This is a genomic window from Sphingomicrobium clamense (assembly GCF_019264355.1).
Classification (GTDB): Bacteria; Pseudomonadota; Alphaproteobacteria; order Sphingomonadales; family Sphingomonadaceae; genus Sphingomicrobium; species Sphingomicrobium clamense.
In genome coordinates this window covers 495,419-514,738 of the sequence record NZ_JAHVAH010000001.1, presented here as the reverse complement: position 1 = coordinate 514,738, position 19,320 = coordinate 495,419, and the positions used below count along the sequence as shown (strand labels likewise).

The 19,320-nt window shown below is 63.3% G+C and carries 20 protein-coding genes and 1 tRNA gene; 18 read left to right on the top strand and 3 right to left on the bottom strand.

Translation table 11 applies throughout. The annotated features are described in order from the left end of the window. Positions 1–113: 113 nt before the first annotated feature. Positions 114–1,940 carry a M10 family metallopeptidase gene (locus KTQ36_RS02510; protein WP_218632186.1) on the top strand — a complete coding sequence of 609 codons (1,827 nt, stop codon included), beginning with the start codon at positions 114–116 and terminating at the stop codon, positions 1,938–1,940. A gap of 82 nt (positions 1,941–2,022) precedes the next feature. Here the strand turns inward: KTQ36_RS02510 and cobS are convergent, their stop codons facing one another. Beyond that, the gene (gene cobS / locus KTQ36_RS02505; protein WP_218632185.1) at positions 2,023–3,027 is read right to left on the bottom strand and encodes a cobaltochelatase subunit CobS; all 1,005 of its coding nucleotides are present in this window, start codon (positions 3,025–3,027) and stop codon (positions 2,023–2,025) included. A 75-nt stretch (positions 3,028–3,102) separates the two neighbouring features. On the opposite strand from cobS, the gene KTQ36_RS02500 reads away from it, so the two are divergent. From KTQ36_RS02500 to KTQ36_RS02490, 3 genes are read left to right on the top strand one after another with little or no spacing between them, the layout of a single operon-like run. Continuing rightward, the gene (locus tag KTQ36_RS02500; protein WP_218632184.1) at positions 3,103–3,867 is read left to right on the top strand and encodes a VOC family protein; all 765 of its coding nucleotides are present in this window, start codon (positions 3,103–3,105) and stop codon (positions 3,865–3,867) included. An 11-nt stretch (positions 3,868–3,878) separates the two neighbouring features. Then, positions 3,879–4,232: a DUF1428 domain-containing protein gene (locus KTQ36_RS02495; RefSeq protein ID WP_218632183.1), complete on the top strand. Its 354-nt coding sequence runs from the start codon at positions 3,879–3,881 to the stop codon at positions 4,230–4,232. Then, positions 4,229–4,699, top strand: coding sequence for a VOC family protein (locus KTQ36_RS02490; protein ID WP_218632182.1), 471 nt, complete (start codon positions 4,229–4,231; stop codon positions 4,697–4,699). Before KTQ36_RS02495 ends, KTQ36_RS02490 begins: the two co-directional genes overlap by 4 nt. Here KTQ36_RS02490 and KTQ36_RS02485 read toward each other — a convergent pair. Further along, positions 4,696–5,274, bottom strand: a complete 579-nt coding sequence (locus KTQ36_RS02485) for a J domain-containing protein (RefSeq protein ID WP_218632181.1) — start codon at positions 5,272–5,274, stop codon at positions 4,696–4,698. The genes KTQ36_RS02490 and KTQ36_RS02485 overlap by 4 nt on opposite strands. Positions 5,275–5,293: 19 nt before the next feature. Here KTQ36_RS02485 and KTQ36_RS02480 point away from each other — a divergent pair, with 19 nt between their 5' ends. The 14 genes from KTQ36_RS02480 (at position 5,294) to KTQ36_RS02415 (ending at position 17,465) form a co-directional block, all read left to right on the top strand. Beyond that, positions 5,294–5,578, top strand: coding sequence for a BolA family protein (locus KTQ36_RS02480; RefSeq protein WP_218632180.1), 285 nt, complete (start codon positions 5,294–5,296; stop codon positions 5,576–5,578). A 3-nt stretch (positions 5,579–5,581) separates the two neighbouring features. Next, on the top strand, positions 5,582–6,463 hold the full coding sequence (locus tag KTQ36_RS02475; protein WP_218632179.1) for a pirin family protein: 882 nt from the start codon (positions 5,582–5,584) through the stop codon (positions 6,461–6,463). Next, positions 6,460–7,350 carry an alpha/beta fold hydrolase gene (locus tag KTQ36_RS02470; RefSeq protein WP_218632178.1) on the top strand — a complete coding sequence of 297 codons (891 nt, stop codon included), beginning with the start codon at positions 6,460–6,462 and terminating at the stop codon, positions 7,348–7,350. The genes KTQ36_RS02475 and KTQ36_RS02470 overlap by 4 nt, the downstream gene beginning before the upstream one ends. Positions 7,351–7,367: 17 nt before the next feature. Beyond that, entirely contained in the window at positions 7,368–7,811 is a 444-nt protein-coding gene (gene nusB, locus KTQ36_RS02465) for a transcription antitermination factor NusB (protein ID WP_218632177.1), read from the top strand. Next, positions 7,808–8,764, top strand: a complete 957-nt coding sequence (gene thiL / locus KTQ36_RS02460; protein ID WP_218633788.1) for a thiamine-phosphate kinase — start codon at positions 7,808–7,810, stop codon at positions 8,762–8,764. The genes nusB and thiL overlap by 4 nt, the downstream gene beginning before the upstream one ends. Before the next feature lie 191 nt (positions 8,765–8,955). Then, complete coding sequence (locus tag KTQ36_RS02455) at positions 8,956–11,061, top strand: sodium-translocating pyrophosphatase (protein ID WP_218632176.1); 2,106 nt, start codon at positions 8,956–8,958, stop codon at positions 11,059–11,061. Positions 11,062–11,173: 112 nt separating this feature from the next. Next, positions 11,174–13,078, top strand: coding sequence for an alpha/beta hydrolase family protein (locus tag KTQ36_RS02450; RefSeq protein WP_218632175.1), 1,905 nt, complete (start codon positions 11,174–11,176; stop codon positions 13,076–13,078). 115 nt (positions 13,079–13,193) lie between these two features. Continuing rightward, on the top strand, positions 13,194–13,412 hold the full coding sequence (infA, locus tag KTQ36_RS02445; protein ID WP_147042814.1) for a translation initiation factor IF-1: 219 nt from the start codon (positions 13,194–13,196) through the stop codon (positions 13,410–13,412). A gap of 4 nt (positions 13,413–13,416) precedes the next feature. Further along, complete coding sequence (locus KTQ36_RS02440) at positions 13,417–13,992, top strand: Maf family protein (RefSeq protein WP_218632174.1); 576 nt, start codon at positions 13,417–13,419, stop codon at positions 13,990–13,992. Next, on the top strand, positions 13,985–14,896 hold the full coding sequence (locus tag KTQ36_RS02435) for a ribonuclease E/G (protein ID WP_218632173.1): 912 nt from the start codon (positions 13,985–13,987) through the stop codon (positions 14,894–14,896). The genes KTQ36_RS02440 and KTQ36_RS02435 overlap by 8 nt, the downstream gene beginning before the upstream one ends. Beyond that, positions 14,880–15,065 carry a DNA gyrase inhibitor YacG gene (locus tag KTQ36_RS02430; RefSeq protein WP_218632172.1) on the top strand — a complete coding sequence of 62 codons (186 nt, stop codon included), beginning with the start codon at positions 14,880–14,882 and terminating at the stop codon, positions 15,063–15,065. Before KTQ36_RS02435 ends, KTQ36_RS02430 begins: the two co-directional genes overlap by 17 nt. A gap of 43 nt (positions 15,066–15,108) precedes the next feature. Next, the gene (locus KTQ36_RS02425) at positions 15,109–16,026 is read left to right on the top strand and encodes a CPBP family intramembrane glutamic endopeptidase (RefSeq protein ID WP_218632171.1); all 918 of its coding nucleotides are present in this window, start codon (positions 15,109–15,111) and stop codon (positions 16,024–16,026) included. Between the two features lie 110 nt (positions 16,027–16,136). Next, a tRNA-Phe gene (locus KTQ36_RS02420) sits at positions 16,137–16,212 on the top strand. A 56-nt stretch (positions 16,213–16,268) separates the two neighbouring features. After that, the gene (locus KTQ36_RS02415; RefSeq protein WP_218632170.1) at positions 16,269–17,465 is read left to right on the top strand and encodes a pyrophosphate--fructose-6-phosphate 1-phosphotransferase; all 1,197 of its coding nucleotides are present in this window, start codon (positions 16,269–16,271) and stop codon (positions 17,463–17,465) included. Between the two features lie 68 nt (positions 17,466–17,533). Here KTQ36_RS02415 and KTQ36_RS11460 read toward each other — a convergent pair whose 3' ends face one another. Then, complete coding sequence (locus KTQ36_RS11460; protein ID WP_218632169.1) at positions 17,534–19,312, bottom strand: calcium-binding protein; 1,779 nt, start codon at positions 19,310–19,312, stop codon at positions 17,534–17,536. Positions 19,313–19,320 lie beyond the last annotated feature (8 nt).

Sequence of the window (19,320 nt, the reverse complement as noted above, 5' to 3'; positions counted from 1 at the left end):
TTTACCAACTCCTTGACGCGCGCCGATTCGCTTTACAGGCTCTCGAATCGAGGGCGCCGCCTTACGCATGCTGTGGGCGGCATCAGTTTATTCAGACGGGGAGAAAGCCTGCCATGGGCAAGACGACAAACGACCACATCCATCAGCATAATGAGCACGGGCTATGCGCCTGCGGCCACCGGATGGGTGAAGAAACCAATGCCGACGGCAGCTTTGGCAACAGTGCGCTGGATGGCGCCGATCGCGACGGAATCGGCGAACCGAGCGGCCTGATTCTCGAAAATCGCGCCGAACTCGGCGCTGTGACCTGGCGGGGCAAGGACGTCGTCGATCTCGACACCGTTGTCACGCAGATCAGCGACGGCGCACGTGTCGATGCCAACAATGGCACGATCACTTATAGCTTTAACGCTGGCCCGGTTCTGACGGGCCTCTACAATCAGGGGCGTGGTAGCAAGGACAGCTTCGGCGGCGAAGGCCTGCGTGCCTTTACGCCCGAGCAGGAAGCGGCTGCCCGCGAAGCCATCCAGATGTGGGACGACCTGATCGCGGTCGAGTTCGTTGAGAAAGGCGGCAAGGGCGCCGACATTTTGTTCGCGAACAACACGACGGCTGGCCAGGCCTACGCGTTCCGCCCGACATCGGATCAGGGCTACAAGTTCCAGAGCGACGTTTTCGTGGCCGACCCCGAGGTTAACCTCACCAACAGCTGGTTCCTGCCTGGCGGCTACGGAAACACGACGCTGATCCACGAGGTGGGTCACTCGGTCGGCCTGACCCATCCGGGCAGGTATAACGGTACGGGCGACTATGCCGGTGATGCCGAATATGCGCAGGACACCAACCAGTATTCGATCATGTCCTACTTCGATCAGTCGGACAGCGGCGCGTACGCGCTCAACTGGAGCCTGATGATCGGTCTGCGCGACGGCAACTTCATCGTCGGTTACGCCGATCCGCTCATCAACTATGCGCAGACGCCGCAACTGCACGACATCTACGTCGTCCAGCAGCTTTATGGCGCCGACCCCAACACGCGTGCCGACGACACGACCTACGGTTTCAACACGAATACTGACCTGTGGGTGTACGACTTCGAGCAGAATCCCTATCCGGCTATCAGCATCTATGATGCTGGCGGCGAAGACACGATCGACGCCTCGGGCTTCAACGTGTCGCAGTTCATCGATCTGCACGAAGGGTCGTTCAGCTCGATTGGCGGCGGCCCGCTGACGCAGAGCGAGTCGATCGACGCTGCATTGGAGCTGTATTTCTCGACCCAGAACGAAGCGGGCTTCGGTCTCTTCACCGGCTTTGTCAGCGATCAGTCGCTGATCGACGACGCGTGGGCATTCTACTCCACGACGTTCGCCAGCTGGCTGCAGAATGATACGTTCCTTCTCGGCTTCATCGACGGCTACGAAGGTACGCCCGTCATCGGTGGCATCGAAACCGGCCAGTATCAGAACCTGTCGATCGCCTATGGCACGACGATCGAGAACGCGATCGGCGGCTCGGCCCGTGACGCGATCCTCGGCAACGAAGTCGCCAACATGCTCGACGGCCGCGAAGGCGACGACGTGCTCGTCGGCTATGAAGGCGACGACATCCTGATCGGCGGCCTCGGTATCGACGAGCTGACGGGCGGCGAAGGCGCCGACACGTTCGTGCTCGACAATCTCGATATCGGCGACATCATCATGGACTTCGACGGTTCCGAAGGCGACATGCTCGACCTGTCGGGTATCGCCGGTGAAGTCGGTACCGACCTGTCGTTCATCGAAGGCGCTGCCTTCAGCGGCGCGGCCGGTGAAGTTCGCTACGACGGCGGGCAGCTTCAGGTCGACGCCGATGGCGACGGCGGGGCGGATTACACGGTCATCATGGCCAACAATGCCGACCTTGACGCCTCGATGATGGTGCTTGCTGTGGGCGCGTAAGCGACCTCGGCATTACGCCAAAAGAAGACCCCGCCCGGCAATCGCCGCGGCGGGGTTTTTCTTTGCCCGAAGTGCTTGGCGCCTAGGCGCGGTGCGCTACGCTTTCGGGCAGGTCCTCGCCGAACACGCGCTGGTAATATTCGGCGATGATCTGGCGCTCGGCCTCGTCACACTTGTTGAGGAAGCTGACGCGGAAGGCGTAGCCGACGTCGCCGAAGATCAGTGCATTTTGCGCCCAGCTGATCACGGTGCGCGGGCTCATCACGGTCGAGATGTCGCCGTTGATGAATCCCTGACGCGAAAGCTCAGCGACCTTGATCATCTTCTCGACCGTCTCCTTGCCCTCGGGCTTGTCATATTCGCCCGACTTGGCGAGCACGATCTGCGCCTCGGTTTCGGCGGGCAAATAGTTGAGCGTCGTGACGATGTTCCAGCGGTCCATTTGCCCCTGGTTGATTGCCTGCGTGCCATGATAGAGGCCGGTCGTGTCGCCCAGCCCGATCGTGTTGGTGGTCGCGAACAGGCGGAACCACGGGTTGGGGTGGATCACGCGATTCTGGTCGAGCAGGGTCAGTTTGCCCTCGGTCTCGAGCACGCGCTGGATCACGAACATCACGTCGGGACGCCCGGCGTCATATTCGTCGAACACGAGCGCCACCGGGTGCTGGAGGCACCAGGGCAGTAGGCCTTCCTTGAACTCGGTGACCTGTTGGCCGTCCTTGAGCACGATCGCATCGCGCCCGACGAGGTCGATACGCGAAATGTGCGCGTCGAGGTTAATGCGAATGAGCGGCCAGTTGAGGCGCGCCGCGACCTGCTCGATGTGGGTCGACTTGCCCGTGCCGTGATAACCCTGGACCATCACGCGGCGGTTGTGCGCGAAGCCCGCCGCAATCGCCATTGTCGTGTCGGGGTCGAAGACGTAAGCCGGATCGAGATCGGGCACGCGTTCGTCGGCCTCGCTGAACGCGGGCACTTCCATGTCACTGTCAATGCCGAAGGCCTCGCGCACCTTTACCATCTTGTCGGGACTGTCGAGGACGGTGTCGGCGCGGCTGGCCGTATTCGTGTTGGGCAGGTCGGTCATGGGCTGTCCTTAGGCGAGGCTCCCCAACTGGACAATGGGGGACTATGGTCCACGCTTCATCGAAGGAGACGAGTCGTGGCAAATGCGCATGGTGATTTCGTCTGGTATGAGCTGCTGACCGAAGATCCGGATACAGCAGCGGTTTTCTATAACAAGGTGATCGGGCTCGAGGCTGCGGATAGCGGGATGGAGGGCTACACGCTCTTCAACGCGCCCGACGGCACGCAGGTGGCCGGCATGATGAAGATCGACGACGACATGAAGGCCGGCGGCGCGCGGCCCGCGTGGATGGGCTATGTCGAGGTCGACGATGTCGATGCCAGTGCCGAGAAGGCCAAGTCGCTGGGCGGCGCAGTGCATATCGAACCGCGCGACATTCCGGGCGTCGGCCGCTTTGCGATGCTCGCCGATCCGGCTGGGGCGCCCTTCTACATCATGTCGACCGAGGAGGGGGACCAGAGCGAGAGCTTCAAGGCCGACCGCACACCCGGTCATGTCGGTTGGAACGAGTGCCTGGCCGGCAAGCCCGACGACGCCGTCGGCTTCTATGGCGAGCTGTTCGGCTGGACCAGGGGTGAGGCGATGGACACGCCGCAGGGTCCCTATCAGATGTACGGCAAGGACGAGACGATGCTCGGCGGGATGACCCAGGCGGGTGGCGAGATGCCGGCCATGTGGAACTATTATTGGTGGTCTGACGGCGTCGAGGACGCGGTCGAGCGGCTCAAGGAAGCAGGCGGCCAGCTGTTCCACGGCCCGCAGGAAATCCCGGGCGGCGACGTCATCATCTTCGCCACCGACCCGCAGGGCGCGATGTTCTGCCTCGTCGGCCCCAAGTAGGAGATACGATCATGGCCTATATCGACGGATATCTGATCCCGGTTCAACCGGGAAAACTCGACGCCTATCGCAAGATGGCCGAGGAAATGGCGCCCAAGTTCAGGGAATGGGGCGCGACCCGCGTGGTTGAGGCGGTCGAGGACGACTGCCCGGTCGGCAAGCAGAACGATTTCCATACCGCCGTACTTTCCGAGGACGGCGAAAAGACCATCTTCAGCTGGGTCGAATGGCCCGACAAGGAGACCCGCGATGCGGGCTGGAAGAAGATGGAAGACTATATGGAAACCGCCGAAGGGCCCCATGACATGCCTTTCGACGGCAAGCGCATGATCTATGGCGGGTTCAGCCCGATCGTCGACCAGTGAGCGACCTTCGCCCGGTCCTGTGGCTGGATACGGACATCGAGAAAGCGGCGAACTTCTACGCCGCCATCTTTCCGGACAGCCGGGTCGCCAGCGTGGGTGCCGCTCCGATGGACTATCCCGGTGGCGCAAAGGGCACGCCGATCACGGTCGACATGGTCATTGCGGGGCGCGAGGTCATGCTGCTGGCGGGCGGCGAGCATTTCGCGCCGAGCGCCGCTACCAGCCTAATGGTCGTCACCGAGGACCAGCCCGAGACCGATGCCGCGTGGGACGCTATCCTGGCGGCAGGCGGGCAGCCAATGGCGTGCGGATGGATCACCGACCATTTCGGTTTCGCGTGGCAGATCACCCCGCGCCGCCTGCTCGACCTGCTCGCCGATGAGGACAAGGCCGCCACCGCCTTCGCCGCGATGCAGGATATGATCAAGATCGACATTGCGGCATTGAACAAGGCCGTCGGGGACTAGGCGAACGCCTTCGCCTTGCGCAGCGTCTGCCAGGCGTCGATGACGCGGGTCAGGCGGGCTTCCTGGCTGCGGTCGCCGCCATTGCGGTCGGGGTGATAGCGGCGCACGAGCTCCGAATAGCGCCCGCGCACGGCGTGGAGGTCGGTATCGGGCTTGAGCCCAAGCACCTGCAACGCCTGCTGTTCGCTGCCCGAAAATCGCGCCGAGGCACGCGCCTGCTTCATCGACGCCCCGCCCCTGAAGCGCGCGGAGATGGCGTCGAGCGGATCGGTAAAGTCCTGCCACGCCGGCCCCGGATCGCCGCCTTTCACGAACCCGAAGGAGCGCACGCGGCGCGGATGGTCCTGGATCGGCGACTGGGCGGCGAGGATTTCCTCCGCGCTCATGCCGGCGAAAAAGTCGTAGCCCGCATTATGTTTGCGGATGCAGTCGAGACACATCAGCCGGTAGGCGCCGGGCCCGTCGAATGTCCCGGGTGTCAGCGGCGCGCGATACTCGCCGGGCGCGCGGCAACCGGGCGCGGCGCATTCGGCCGCCGCATCCTCGACCCGTCCATCATAGGCTTTGCGTCCCATACGCTCTATATAGGTGGGCATGACGCAGACTACCACCGGCCCCGTCGCCGCCGAGATGACCCGCCGCCTCACCGAGGCGCTGTCCCCCACCCGGCTCGACCTGGTCGACGAGAGCGACCACCATATCGGCCATGCGGGGCATGACGGTCGCGGCGAAAGTCATTTCCGGCTGGAGATCGAGGCTGAAGCATTTTCGGGACTGAACCGGGTCCAGCGCCAGCGATTGGTCTATCGCGCGCTGGGCGACCTGATGCACGAGCGCGTGCACGCGCTGAGCATGACGACGACGGCACCAGGAGAATAGGCGATGGCAGAGACGATCGAGATTGCCCCCACCGTCCACGACCTTGGCGACTTCAAGGTCCGCCGCGTGCTGCCCGGTCGCCCGCGCACCATGGTCGGGCCCTTCATCTTCGTCGACGAATTCGGCCCCGCGCAAATGGAGACGGGTCAGGGCATGGACGTGCGCCCCCACCCCCACATCAACCTCGCCACCGTCACCTATCTGTTCGAGGGCGCGATCCACCACCGCGATTCGATCGGCAGCTCGATGGTCATTCGCCCGGGACAGGTGAATCTGATGACCGCGGGCAAGGGTATCGTCCATTCGGAACGCAGCCCGCAGGAAGAGCGCGACAAGGGTCCGCGCCTTTATGGCATGCAGACCTGGCTCGCGCTGCCCGACGGCAAGGAAGAGGTCGATCCGGCGTTCGAGAATATCACCGAAGACCAGTTGCCCGTCATCGAAGGATCGGGCGCGACCGCGCGCGTGTTGATGGGCACGCTGTGGGGGGCGCATGCGGGCACGACCCAGCATAGCCCCACCATCTATGCCGACATCGTCCTGCAGGATGGCGACATCCCGATCGATTCCGACGCCGACGAGCGCGCGATAATGGTGACCGAGGGCGAGGTCGAACTCGACTTCCAGCCGCTCGAGCCTTTTAAACTCTACATTCTCGCCCCCGGCCACAAGCCCACCTTGTCGGGGACGGGACGCGCGATGCTGCTTGGCGGCGAGGCCTTTGCGACCAAGCGGCATGTCTGGTGGAATTTCGTCAGCTCCAGCCGCGATCGGATCGAGCAGGCCAAGGAAGACTGGCGCGAACGCCGCTTCGACGTGGTCCCGGGGGACGAGCAAGAACGCATCCCGCTCCCCGAAGTGCCCAAGACAGTGAGCTATCCGTGAAGCAGGAGCGGATCGCTCTTTCGACTGGCGTCACGCTCAATGTCGCCACTGCGGGCGACCCTGACGGCAAGCCCGTCATCCTGCTCCACGGCTTTCCCGAATCGCACCGGACCTGGCGCGGTCTTGCGCCGCTGCTCGACGAGTTTCGCCTCATCATGCCCGATCAACGGGGCTTTGGCGCATCGGACAAGCCGGACGGCGTGAGCGCCTATACCGCCGATTGCCTCGTCGATGACCTGGACGCGCTTTCCGACGCCTTGAAGATTCCCCGGTTCGCCCTGGTAGGACATGACTGGGGCGGTGCGGTCGCGTGGGCTGCGGCGCTGCGCGGGGAGCCGCGGATCGAGCGACTGGGGATCATCAACTCGCCCCACCCGCTCATCTTCCAGCGAACCCTGATCGAAGATCCCGAACAGCGCATGGCGAGCCAGTATATGAAGCTGTTCTCACAGGCCGGCATGGCCGAAGCGATCCGCCGAATGGGGTTCGAGAAATTCTTCGAGAAGAGCTTCGCGCCGCACGTCGACCTCTCGACCATCCCGGACGACGAGCGCAGTACTTATGTCGAGCAGTGGAGCGCAGAGGGTGCAATGGAAGCCATGCTGAATTGGTATCGTGCCGGGCGCATGGTCGTCCCCGCGCCCGAAGAACGCGCACAGCGTCCCGACTGGATCGACCGCGACTTCCCCAGGATGAAGCTGCCCATCCACATCGTCTGGGGCATGCGTGACCCGGCCTTGTTGCCCTGCCAGCTCGAAGGTCTCGACGAGCTGGCGGCCAACCACCAGATCACGCGGGTCGAGGATGCGGGCCACTTCATCCCGTGGGAGAAGCCCGAAGCCGTGGCGGACGCGCTCAAGCCTTTCCTTGCCGCCGCCGAGCTTTAGTTCTACAGGCCGCCACCATGTCGAGATCACAATCCCGTTCGGCCGCCCGCCTCGCCGCGGCGCAGGCCCTCTATCAGCACGAGATGGAAGGCACGCCCACGGCGCAGCTGATCCATGAATTCCACGAGCATCGCCTGGGCGCAACGATCGAGGACGTGACCTATGCCGATGCCGAGATCGTCTTTTTCGACGACATCGTTGCGGGCGTGATGGCGCGCAAGGACGAGATCGACGCCAAGATCACCGCCAAGCTGGCCAAAGGCTGGAATCTCGAGCGGCTCGACCGGCCGATGCGCGCGATCCTGCGCGCGGGCACCTACGAGCTGGTGGCGCGACCCGACGTGCCACGCGCGACCGTGATCAGCGAATATGTCGACGTTGCCGACGCCTTCTACGACAAGAAAGAAAAGGGTTTCGTCAACGGCCTGCTCGACGCCATCGCCAAGGAAGTCCGCGGCTGACGGGCGGGCGCAGCCTCGAAGCGAGACTGATCGCACGCATCCGGCGCAAGGCCGACCATCCCGCCGCGCGCGGGCTTCGCGACGACGTGGCGCGGCTGGGCGACCTCGTAATGACGCACGACACGATTGCGCAAAGCGTGCACTATCGCGCCGACGACCCGCCCGAGAGCGTCGGGTGGAAGCTGGTGGCGGTGAACCTGTCGGACCTTGCCGCCAAAGGCGCCGATCCGCAGGCGGCCTTGCTGTCGCTCGCTATTGGCGATCCGACGAAGGATTTGGCCGCAGGGGAATGGGAAGAGCGCTTCCTGACCGGCGTCGAGGCGGCGTGCGAAAGCTATGGCCTGCCGCTCGTGGGGGGCGACACGATCGCGCTGCCCAAGGGCGCACCGCGCGTGTTGGGCCTGACCGCCATCGGGAGGGCGGAGACCGCCCCGTCTCGTTCGGGGGCGCAAGCGGGGGATACGATCTGGCTGGTCGGGACGCTGGGCGACGCGATGGCGGGCCTCGCGCTGCTGGAGGAAGACGAGGACGCGGCGGGGACGTTGGTCGAGGCCTATCGTCGGCCCGTGCCGCAGCTTGCCGCGGGACGCGCGCTCGCGCCTTATGCGCATGCGATGATGGACGTGTCGGACGGGCTGCTGCTCGATGCGCAGCGCATGGCCGAGGCGAGTGGGGTCGCGATGGTGATCGATCTCGGCGCGCTGCCCTTGTCGGACGCCTTCACCGCAACGCGTGGCGACGACCAGCTGTTCGCGGCCACCGGCGGCGACGATTATGCGCTGCTCCTCACCGCCTCGCCCTTCGATGCGCGAAACGTAACGACTTGTTTACCATCGGGCACCATCATGACCGCCATCGGCCGGGTCGAGGAAGGCGCAGGGTTGCGTCTTCACGATTCCAACGGGCCGGTGGAATTGCCGGAGAGACTGGGTCATGAACATCGCAGCCCCTAAGCCGCGCCAGTGGATGATCGGATTTGCCGGTCTCGCCTCGGGTGTCCTTGCCGCACTCATCGTCGCCTAAAATATCGCGTCGCCAAACAATGGCTTGCGCCTTCCAACAGGCGCGTTACACCTTTGCCCCTCTGATGGTCGCCTGAGAGCCCGCCAACCGGGTCCGACGGCCATAATTTTTGGGGGAAATCATGGATTTGGTTTTGATTGCAATCGTGTGCGGCATCATCGCCGTGCTCTACGGCTTCGTGACCAGCCGCCAGGTTCTCGGCTCGGATGCCGGATCTGAACGCATGCTCGAAGTTGCCGGCGCCATTCAGGAGGGGGCCAAGGCCTACCTGCGCCGTCAGTACACCACCATCACGATGGTCGGCGTCGTCGTCGCCATCCTCGTCTATCTGTTTCTCGGCCAGACCGCCGCGATCGGCTTTGCCATCGGCGCCGTCCTGTCGGGCGTTGCGGGCTTCATCGGGATGAACATCTCGGTTGGGGCGAACGTCCGCACCGCGCAGGCCGCCAGCGTCTCGCTGCAGAAGGGCCTCACCATCGCGTTCCGCGCGGGAGCCGTGACCGGTCTGCTCGTCGCCGGCCTCGCGCTGCTCGCCATCGCGGTCTTCTATTACGTGCTGACCGGCCCGCTGGGCATGGACGTTAATGACCGCACCGTGGTCGACGCGCTCGTCGCACTCGCTTTCGGCGCCTCGCTGATCTCGATCTTCGCGCGTCTGGGCGGCGGCATCTTCACCAAGGCTGCCGACGTCGGTGCCGACCTCGTCGGCAAGGTCGAAGCGGGCATTCCCGAAGACGACCCCCGCAACCCGGCCGTGATCGCCGATAACGTCGGCGATAATGTCGGCGACTGCGCAGGCATGGCCGCCGACCTGTTCGAAACCTATGTCGTGACCGTGGGCGCCACGATGGTGCTTACCGCATTGCTCATGACCGGCGAGAACCTTGCCGCACTGATGGCGCTTCCGCTGCTCATCGGCGGTGCGTGCATCCTGACCTCGATCATCGGCACCTACTTCGTCCGTCTGGGCAAGTCGGGCTCGATCATGGGCGCGATGTACAAGGGCTTCATTGTCACCGCCGTGCTTGGCGCGCTGCTCATCTATCTCGTCACCGACTATGCGCTCGGCGACATGAATGCAGAGCTTGGAGGCGGCACGCTCGCGTCCTTCACCGGCATGGACCTGTTCTGGTGTTCGCTGCTCGGCCTCGTCATCACGGGCCTGATCATCTTCATCACCGAATATTACACCGGCACCAACTATCGCCCGGTCAAGTCGATCGCGAAGGCATCGGAAACCGGTCACGGCACCAACGTGATCCAGGGCCTCGCCATCTCGCTCGAAGCGACCGCGCTGCCGACGCTGGTGATCGTCACCGGCATCATCGTCGCCTACCAGCTCGCGGGCCTCATCGGCATCGCCTACGCCGCGACCTCGATGCTGGCGCTTGCCGGGATGGTCGTGGCGCTCGACGCCTACGGCCCGGTGACCGACAATGCCGGCGGCATCGCCGAAATGTCGGGCCTCGACGACAGCGTTCGTGAGAAGACCGACGCGCTCGACGCGGTCGGCAACACCACCAAGGCGGTCACCAAGGGCTATGCCATCGGTTCGGCCGGTCTTGCCGCCCTTGTGCTGTTCGCGGCCTACACGACCGACCTCGGTATCTTCTTCCCCGACGTCACCGTCGATTTCAGCCTCGAGAATCCATACGTGATCGTCGGCCTGCTGCTGGGCGCGCTGCTCCCGTACCTCTTCGGTGCGATGGGCATGACCGCGGTCGGCCGTGCTGCCGGCGACGTGGTCAAGGATGTCCGCGAACAGTTCCGCGACAATCCGGGCATCATGGATGGCTCTGCGCGTCCGGCATATGGCCGCACCGTCGACCTGGTCACCAAGGCGGCGATCAAGGAAATGATCGTTCCCTCGCTGCTTCCGGTGCTGGCGCCGATCGTGGTCTATTTCGTGATCACTGCGGTCGCGGGCCAGGCCAACGGCTTTGCCGCGCTCGGTGCGCTTCTTCTCGGCGTGATCGTCGGCGGCCTCTTCGTGGCCCTGTCGATGACCTCGGGCGGCGGCGCCTGGGACAATGCCAAGAAGTATATCGAAGACGGCAATTATGGCGGCAAGGGCTCCGAAGCCCACAAGGCCGCGGTCACCGGTGACACGGTGGGCGACCCGTACAAGGATACGGCGGGCCCGGCGGTGAACCCGATGATCAAGATTACCAACATCGTCGCGCTTCTGCTGCTTGCGGCTCTCGCAGGGACGCACAGCGTGATGTAACTGGGCCACATCGGCACAAAAGGCGCCTCGCCGGTCTTCCGGCGGGGCGCTTTTCTTTCTAGCGTCCAATCATTCACTTGCTCGGTATCATTGCGTTTTACGGGGGATATTCATGAATTTGCACTTGGTTCTTGCGGCGACGGCCGCGGGGATGGCTGCGCTCGTGCAGACAACAGCGGCGGCTGCGCAAAGCCAGCCCATTCCGATCGAGACTTTTGCCGAACCCGCCAACTTCTCACAGCCCGAACTCTCGCCTTCGGGTGACAAGATCGCCGCGCTTATGGAGGTCGATGGCGAACAGCGACTGGTCGTCATCTCGACCACCGGCGAAGCGCCCAAGACCTTCGCGGGCGGAACGGGCGACGACGAGATCGAAATCAACTGGATGACCTGGGCGACCGACGACTGGCTCGCTGTCGGTATCGGCGCCGAGCAAAAGGTCCAGGACCAGTTCGTCTACGTCACGCGCCTCGCCGGCCTTAGCGCCGATTTGGAGAATTTCGTCCAGGTCGACTGGGGCAAGGCCGGCCGCGTTGCCGACCGCGTGATCCACTATTTCCCCGATTCCACCAAGGTCCTGCTCGCCAAGCAGGAAGGCTTCAAGCGCGACGAGTGGGGACTTGCCGTCTACGAAGCCGACCTTGCGACCGGCAAGGCGGACAAGGAGCTCGGCTCGCGCGAATTTGTCAGCCGGTGGTCGGCCGGTCCCAACGGAAAAGTCCGTCTCGGCACGGGGCACAACCCCCGCTCGGGCAAGGATTTCGCGCTTTACCGTGACGGCTCCGGCGGATTCGATTTCGTCGACCTCGAGGACGACGATGCCTACGTGCCGCTCGCCTATTACGACAACGACACTGCTGCGGTTCTTTCCGACAAGGACGGCTTCATCAAGGCCTACAAGATGGACATTGCCGGCATGAAGCTGGGCGAGATGATCTACTCGGTCGAAGGCTATGACATCGATAACGTGCTGCGCGATCCGTATACCAAGCAGCCGATCGGCATTCGCTACACTACGACGGGCACGCGTTACGAGTGGTTCAAGCCCGAGCTGAAGGCGGCGCAGGACCTGCTTAACCAGAATCTGGGCGAAGGCCGCGCCTATCTCACGAGCTGGAGCGACGACTACAAGAAATTCATCGTCTATGTCGGCGGTCCGAGCGAGGCTGGGAAGTATCTCTACTGGGATACTGCCAAGGCGCCCGCGCTGCTCGGCTATCGCAACCTGAAGCTCAAGGACCAGGCGCTCAATCCGGTCAGCACCATCCGCTACACTGCGCGGGACGGGGTCGAGATCGAATCGGTCCTCACCCTCCCCCGCCTCAGGGAGCATAAGGACCTCCCGCTGATCGTGCTGCCGCACGGTGGCCCGGGCGTGCGCGACGAGGAGCGGTTCGACTGGTGGACGCAGGCATTGGCCGAACTTGGCTACGCCGTGCTCCAGCCCAACTATCGCGGGTCGACCGGATACGGGACCGAGTTCTTCGACCTTGGTGTCGGCGAATGGGGCCTCAAGATGCAGGACGACCTGGTCGACGCGATCGCCTGGGCGGATGAAGAAGGCCTCGCCGACAAGGATCGCGTGTGCATCGTCGGTGCATCCTATGGCGGCTATGCCGCGCTCCGCGGGGCGCAGCGCGACGGCGAACATTATCGCTGTGCGATCAGCTTTGCCGGTGTCGGCGATCTCTCGGCAATGGTGCGGCGTGACCGCTTCTACCTGCTGGGTCGCATGGCCAAGGACTATTGGAACGAACGGGTCGAGGACTTTTCGGCGGTGTCGCCCGAGAAGCACCCCCACGAATTCTCGATCCCCGTGCTGCTTGTCCATGGCAAGGAGGACGTGCGCGTTCCGGTCGACCAGAGCCAGGACATGTACAAGGTGCTCAAGGCCGCGGGTAAGGACGTGACCTATATCGAGCAGGAAGAAGGCGATCACAATTTCTCGCGCGACGAGGACAAGATCGAATTCCTCCGTGCGACGCGCGACTTCCTCGCCAAGCATAACCCGGCTTGACGAGCGCGTTGCTGGAAAGAGACGGGCGGTGAGGCCTCTCACCGCCCGTCTTTCCTTTATGCGCGACTGCCGCTACAGAGCGCTCCACCTGAAACCGCGAGACACAAGGAATTACATGGCCAAGGAAGAACTTCTCGAGATGCGGGGTCGGGTGGTCGAGCTGCTGCCCAACGCGATGTTCCGCGTCGAGCTGGAGAATGGCCACGAGATCCTGGGTCACACGGCAGGCAAGATGCGCAAGAACCGCATCCGCGTGCTGACCGGCGACGAAGTGCTCGTCGAACTGACGCCCTACGACCTGACCAAGGGTCGCATCACCTATCGATTCAAATAGGTTCATGACGCTGGTCCTCGCCTCGGCGAGCCCGCGTCGCCGCGAGCTGCTCGCGCGGATCGGGGTCGTCCCCGACCATATCGAACCTGCGGACCTCAACGAGGACCCGCTCAATCGCGAGTTGCCGCGTCCGCATGCCCAGCGGCTGGCAGAGGAAAAAGCGCAGGCGATCGCGCCGCGCCATGAGGGCGCATTCGTCCTTGCCGCCGACACCGTCGTCGCGGTCGGTCGCCGCATCCTGCCCAAGGCCGAAGACGAGGCCACGCTGCGCGCCTGTCTCGAGCTGCTTTCGGGCCGCCGCCACAAGGTATTTACCGGCGTTGCACTGGTCGCGCCCGACGGCACCATGCGCTCGAAGGTGGTCGAGACAATTGTCGCAATGAAGCGGCTGAGCGCCGAGGAAATCGACACCTACGCAGCAATGACCGACGAATGGATGGGCAAGGCGGGCGGCTATGGCCTGCAGGGCTACGGCGAGGTCTATATGCGCTTTATCCACGGCAGCCATTCGAACGTCGTCGGCCTGCCACTGGCGGAGACGCGCACCATGCTGAAGTCGGCGGGCTATCCCCTTGCCTGAGTGGATCATCGAAGAAGGCATTGGCGAGACGCGCGCCGCGCTGGTCGAAGTTGATGACATTCTCGAAGCCCGCGTGCGCCGCGAGGGCGTCATTCCTGCCGGCACCATTCTCGAGGCCAAGCTGGTCGCGGTCGCGCCGCGCATGACCGTCGAAGCGGGTGGCGAGCAATTCCTGCTGCCGCGCGGCGCGCCAGGGATCAGCGAAGGCGGCAAACTACATGTCGAAGTCACCCGCGAGGCATTGGGCGGGAGCGAGCCGTGGAAGCGCGGCCTTGCCCGCGTGACCGAAGAGGAACCGCGCGAAGCCCCCGCGCTCGCCGATGCTAAGCCGGGCACCATCGTTGGCTGGGACGACCTGCTCGAAGAAGCGCGCTCGGGCATCGTCGACTATGACGGCGGTCAATTGAGGATCGAGCCGACCGCGGCAATGACCATGATCGACGTCGACGGCTGGCTCGTGCCCGACAAACTGTCGCAGATGGCCGCCTGGGCCAGCGCCAACGCGATCCGCCGTCTAGACCTTGGCGGCGCGACCGGGATCGACTTCCCCAGCCTTGAGGGAAAGGAGGCCCGCCAGGAAGTGGGCAATATTCTTGACATGTATCTCGCAAAGCCGTTCGAGCGCACCGCGATGAACGGGTTCGGCTTCGTGCAAGTGGTCAGGCCTAAGAGCCGCGCCAGCCTGATCGACCTTGCCGCCGACCGCGCCGCGTTCGAGGCGCGCGCGCTGCTCCGGCGTGCATCGAACGAGGTCGGCGCCATCGCGCTGCACGGGCATCCCGCCGTCCTAGAGGCGATCCGCCCCGACTGGCTCGAACGACTATCGAGGAAGGTGGGCGGCGCGGTCACCTTGCAGGGCGATGCCGCCATAGCCATGTCGGGGGCCTATGCCCAAAAAGCCTGATTCGAAGTGCCCCGATTGCGGCAAACCGACCGCGCCCGAATATCGTCCGTTCTGCAGCCGCGGTTGCAAGGATCGTGACCTGTTGAACTGGCTCGACGAAGGATATCGCATCCCCGGCCCCGCCGCAGCGCTAGACAATTCCGAACGCGACGAGAATCTTGGAGATTAGATTAATCTGAGTTAGTATTCCCTCCAGTCGGGAGGGCAGGACAGTGGATAGTCGTCGTAAGGGTGCATTCTGGCGATTTATCATCGCCTCATATCTCAGCACGCTGATATTAGGCCTGCCGGTCCTAGTCGCGACACTTGGTTGGCCCTCCTTTGCGCCACCGCTCGACCCGGAATTTCGCGAATCATTTTTCTTCGGGTCTCAAGGCGCAAAGCCTGCGCAGATTTTTTATATTTTGCCGGGTCTGATCGGCCCCGTCCTAGGCGCCTTAGTGGGGTGGCATTATCTCGCTGGGAAAAAAGGACTGAAATCTCTCTTTGCCCATTTGAGTCGCTTTGGCGGGTTCGCCCGCTGGCTATGGCTGATGCCCTTCCTAATCATTCTGGCAATAAGCCTCCCGCCCGCCATATTCGTTGCTGCACAGGGCGAAGAGAACTTTTTGAATCTTGGTATCACGACGTCTTTGGCAATCCTTGTCGTGATGACGATCTTCGTGACTAGCGAGGAAATCGCATGGAGAGGATTTCTACAACCGTTCGTGCAGGAGAAATACGGGTTCTGGAAATCCGCGCTGTTGGTGACGCTTATTTGGGGATGGTGGCATTTTCCGATCGCATTCGTAATGGGATATTCTGAGGCGGGGCTGTTAGCCGGGATTGCACGAGCTCTGTTTTATCCGGTCCTTACCTTCGTCGGAACGATATGGACCGCACTTCTTTTCAACCGTTCAGGTGGGGCAATCATCCTGCCGGCGTTGGTCCATGGTATGTTCAATTGGAGCGGACTAGCGGTCAGGTTTCGCCATCCTGACCAGAGTGTCGAAGACTCCCTGATCCCGATAGCACAGGGCATTTTCGTCGCCTCGCTCATTGTCACGACGGTCATAGCCTATTTCTGGCTGCGCCGCGGAATGAAGCTTGTTACGATAAGCAGCATGCTCGCTCGAACCTCGGATGGGTGACGGACAAGTCGCTGCCACGTTACCGCCACCTAAAGAAGGGCTGGACAGCAGTGCAGAGGGCGGTTAGACGCCCCCTCGCTGAACGCGGCCCGACAAGGCCCTCCCGGTGCGCCTAGGTAGCTCAGTTGGTAGAGCATGCGACTGAAAATCGCAGTGTCGGCGGTTCGATCCCGTCCCTAGGCACCACCCTCCCTTACATCGACGCTTGCCGAGCCGCCTTTCCGGCTGGCAAGAGCGCGGGCATGACCAAGACCGTCGCCATGCTCACTGCCGGTGGGCTCGCCCCGTGCCTGTCGTCCGCAGTGGGCGGGTTGATCGAGCGCTATACCGAGATCGCGCCCGACATCCGCATCATCGCCTATCGCAATGGCTATGCCGGGCTGCTGACGGGCAACTGGGTCGAGGCGACACCCGAGGTCCGTGCCAGCGCCGGGCAGCTCCACGCCTTCGGCGGTAGCCCGATCGGCAATAGCCGGGTCAAGCTGACCAATGTCGAGGACTGCATCAAACGCGGTCTCGTCGAGAAGGGTCAGAATCCGCTGGAGGTTGCGGCGCGGCAGCTCCGCGCGGACGGGGTCGATATCCTTCACACGATCGGGGGCGACGATACCAATACCGCGGCTGCCGACCTCGCCGCCTATCTCGACAGTCACGGTCACGACCTCACCGTCGTCGGCTTGCCCAAGACGATCGACAATGACGTCGTCCCGATCCGCCAGTCGCTTGGCGCGTGGACTGCGGTCGAGCAGGGCGCCCTATACGCGCGCAACATCATCGCCGAGTTTTCGGCCAACCCGAACATGCTGATCGTGCACGAGGTGATGGGGCGCAGCTGCGGCTGGCTGACCGCCGCGACGGCGCGCGCGCATCACGAATGGGTCAAGACCGCGCCCTTTGCCGAATGGGTCGACAATGCCGCCGCGCGCTGGGACGTGCACGGGGTCTATATCCCCGAACGCGCGATCGACATCGCGGCCGAGGCGAAGCGGTTGTGCGACGTCATGAAAGAACATGGCGGCGTAAATCTTTTCATCTCCGAAGGCGCAGGGCGCGACGAAAATGTCGCCGAGATGGAGGCCGCCGGGGAAGAGGTCCCTCGCGACGCCTTCGGACACGTCAAGCTCGACAAGATCAATCCGGGCCAATGGTTTGCCGACCGCTTCGCCAGCGAACTCGGCGCGGAGAAAGTGCTGGTGCAGAAGAGCGGCTATTTCTCCCGCTCGGCACCCGCCAATGCGGCCGACCGCGAACTGATCGCGCAATGCACGACGCTGGCGGTCGACGCCGCACTGCGTGGTGAAAGCGGCGTCGTCGGCCATGACGAAGGGCATGACGACGTGCTGCGCGTCATCGAATTCGAGCGGATCGCGGGCGGCAAGGCGTTCGATACGACGCTGCCATGGTTCGGCGAACTGCTGCGGGAACTCGGGCAGGCCTAACCGCCTCAAGCGAAGGGGCGCCCCGTCATCGCTGACGGAGCGCCCCTCGATCTTGGGCCGTGCCCCGATCAGGCAGGCAGGTTGAAGTTGAAGTCCGAGATCGGATCTAGCTGGTTGGGCAGCACGTCGAGCAGCAGCACCGTGTCGCCATTGGGCGTCTGGATCAGTGTGTTGCTACCCTGCTGTGCGATATTTAGGTCGCCGAAGGAGATGCCCAGCGCGCTATAATCGAGCACGTCGACACTGCCTTCGCCGGCCATGAATCCCTCGATCGAATCGTTGCCCGAGCCATCCTGGAAGAAGAAGGTGTCGTCACCGCTTCCCCCGATCATGTGGTCGACGCCTGCACCACCGGTGAGGAAGTCGTCGCCGGGGCCGCCGATCAGGAGGTCGTCGTCATTGCCGCCTTCGATCCAGTCGTTACCCGAACCGCCGTTGAGCTTGTCGTTGCCGCTGTCGCCCATCAACGTGTTGTGACCGACCCCACCGAAGATATCGTCGTTGAGCGAGCCACCCGAAATGGTGTCGTTCCCGGCATTCCCGAAGATCGTATCGCTGCCACCGCGGCCTTCGATTTCGTTGTCGACGCCGTCGCCGCGGATCGTGTCGGCCTGGCCCGAACCGATGACGTTCTCGATCGAGGCAAGCGTGTCATTGCCTTCACCGGTCGCCGTCCCCTCGATCAAGTTGACGTCGACCGCATTGCCCGAGCCCGAGAAGTTGGCCGTGTCGATGCCAGTGCCGCCGACGATCTCGTCATCGCCATTGCCGCCGACGATATTGTCGTCGTCCGGCCCGCCGATCAGCAGGTCGTTGTCGTTTCCGCCAAACATCAGGTCGTTACCCGACCCACCATTCATGCGGTCATTGCCCGAGCCTGCGAACATGGAATCGTTGCCCGACCCGCCATACAGCTCGTCGACCCGCGAGCCGCCATACATGGTGTCGTTGCCGGCATTGCCGTACATTTCGTCGAGGCCGGAATCCCCGAACATGACGTCCGCGCCAAGTCCGCCGAGCATGACATCGTCGCCCGAGCCACCAAGCATGCGGTCGTTGCCGCCGTCGCCTTCCATATAGTCATTGCCACCGACGCCCATGATCAGGTCGTCGCCGGGGCCACCGTCGATATTGTCGGCTGCCTGGACATCTGGGGTGTGCACGGCGTGACCGGTCACCGAGACGTTCATCATATATTGCTCGCCACCCTCGAAGGTGCCGTCGCCAATGAAATGCCATTCTCCCACGACGATATAATAGGTGCCGGTCGTCGGGATGGTGTAGGTCAGGTAGGCGTCGGCCGCGCTGATGCTGCCTTCGCCGCCCAGTTCCACGCCGCCCGTATTGTTATAGGCGACCTCGACTTGCCCGGCGTTGTAAATCCAAACCTCGGTATTGGTGCTGATGTCACCGCCCAGCGAACCCGCCGCGGCGTCGAAATCGATAGTGATCTGCTGACCCTGCACCAGTTCGATCGAGTAATAGGCCAGCTGTCCGGCCTCGGCGGTATCGATCACCGTTGCGTGCGGGATCGTATCGTCGCCGAACAACGGGTTCTCGTCGACCGACCAAACGAAGGACGACAGGTCCAGATCCCGCGCCGTTTCAAAGCTGTGGTTGGTGGTCATGTCCGTCGATGTGGGGGCGATGAAATTACCCATATCGCCCAGCAGGACGTCGTCGCCGCCAAACCCGTTGAGGTCGTTATTGTTATTCTGGCTTAGAATGAAGTCGGCATCCGCCGTACCGTCGCCAGTGGCCAAAATACAGGCATTTTTCTGCTCCTTGCTCTCGTTCCGGACGGTGCGTTTCGAGCTTCCGTCGCCGATGCCCTGATTGTCCGGCATGAGAGGGG